Here is a 1,990-nt window from a genome sequence, read left to right as displayed (position 1 = left end):
AATGAATTTGTCAATATCTAAAGCAATCGGTTTTTAGATGAATGTGGTTGTTTCTTAGTATGAAATTACCATTTATTCGATCGAAATTAATTGCTTTTAATCTTGACAACCTAAGCCTGATAAGGAATGAATCAGCCCTGCCTTTTTAAGGGGGCTGGGGGGATTAATTTATACTTTTCAAACACCCTCTTAGGCAGGTTACGGGATCGGGCACGGGATGTGGGTTTGACACTGAATCAGTATTTAGAGCAATTGGCTGATGGACAATCTCCCAGCATCAAACCGCCGCTTCATGAATTACCCCTACCCGATCTACGATATATTTTCTCTAAAGTAAACCATGCTTGACTTTAGCAATGCCTCAATTTGTTACGTTAAGAGGCTTAGTCTGCATCTACTTTGGCTGTAGCTTCAACTAACTTCTGTCTGCGCTTGAAGATAAATTTGGCACCCAAAGCAGCACAGATAAATGTACCAATAAAGTTCGAGGGTTCCGGTACGCTAGTGACATCCGCTTCAGCACGAGTAACTCCAGCAGCAATCGGGCTATTGCTATCGCTACTGACAGCATTTGCAACTAAACTATTAACAATCCGACTGCTAGCAGATCGATTCCAGCCAATGACATCGAATGCCCGTTTATCGTTTTCAGTAATCGCTAATAGTTCGCCTGGGGAGATCGTGGGATCCATAATTCCCAGCCCTAAATTATCTTTCCAGTGACTAGCTTGACGACCATCGCCTTTGGTTACGCCTGTTGCAAAGGTAGTAATTTTAGTGACACCGCCATCAAGAGAAAAATATTTCTCCCGCGCATCAGCCGTCCAATCGATCGCTTTTACTTTCGCACTATCGGTAGAATAACGAAATAGATCTAATGGATTGACAAAAGTAAATTGGTTATCATTATAAAAAGTGCCGGAACTATTGCCATCTAAAATATCGACACCACTAATAAAACCCAATGTGTGCCCGATTTCATGAGCGGCGATGCCAACAAAATCGAAGGCTCCAGCCGTAATGCCATCGTTCCGATTGAAATCCCAGGTAAATCGATTGCTAAACGAAATAGAAGCATCCGAACTGCTGTTATTAGCGACTAAGCCCAGAGCCTTAGCATTAGCACTCGTCAGCCTAATTGTCTGGTTATTGGCATCCCCATCGCTATCTAAATATGGAGTTGCACTACCCCGCCCATTCGGACTATTTGCCGTGCGGTTTAACAACATGTTAAATGTCGGTCTTGCAGATAGACTATTGACGGATAGATTATCATCAGCAGATGTTCTATCATTTCTCAGGGCATTATAAACCTGGCTGTAAGAAAAGGATTGGTTTGTGGGATTCGCCCCACCCAGGATACCCGTACCGAGGGCTGTAAAATTAATATTAACGTTGACAGTAACGTTATCTGTATATATAGAAGACCACAGCGCACCTGCCGATCTAAACCCATCGATTGCTAGTTGCGAAGTGCCAGCCGCTGGCGTGAAGTTAAATGTTAAGGCATTTACAGGCGCAACAGCCGAGCTGACTCCAATGCCACTTAATGCCATGCCAGTCGAGATCGCTACCTGTTGGAGTGTCACTAAAGAAGTCTTCATTAAAATTGTCAGGATCGGGGATTAAGTCAATTATCAGTATAAAAATAATAATTTACCACCGTGCAAATACTTACAAAGATGCCGAAAAACCTAGCTTTTATAGTTAATTAGCTAGATCGATCGATCTTCCGATCTAAATTCCCTAAAAAAGCGATCGAGACATCATAAATATTCTCCTTTAAGGAATGAGGATTAAATAACGTGCAATTTCTCCTTTGGTAGGGGTAATGTCTTGTCGGTTTTTTTATTCGGAGGGAACCTCCGTTGGCAAAGCCTCTCCGACAGGAGATATAAAACCGCCGCTTCATGAATTACCCCTACCAAAAGTCGGCACCAGGGTAAACATGTATATTATTAAATCCTCATTCCTAAGCAACACAAAAAAG

The 1,990-nt window shown here is 42.3% G+C and carries 1 protein-coding gene; it reads right to left on the bottom strand.

Going from position 1 to position 1,990, the window contains the following annotated elements; all coding sequences use genetic code 11:
* Positions 1-383 precede the first annotated feature (383 nt).
* Entirely contained in the window at positions 384-1,604 is a 1,221-nt protein-coding gene (locus tag RMO79_RS21900; protein ID WP_310485385.1) for an NF038122 family metalloprotease, read from the bottom strand.
* Between the last annotated feature and the right edge of the window lie 386 nt (positions 1,605-1,990).

It is taken from the genome of Chamaesiphon sp. VAR_48_metabat_403, from assembly GCF_031422475.1.
Classification (GTDB): domain Bacteria; phylum Cyanobacteriota; class Cyanobacteriia; order Cyanobacteriales; family Chamaesiphonaceae; genus Chamaesiphon.
This window is presented reverse-complemented; position numbering and strand designations above follow the sequence as displayed.

What these genes read in the sequence shown, in the direction of transcription:
- RMO79_RS21900 (WP_310485385.1), bottom strand. Translation starts at nt 1,604, where the DNA reads ATGAAGACTTCTTTAGTGACACTCCAACAGGTAGCGATCTCGACTGGC.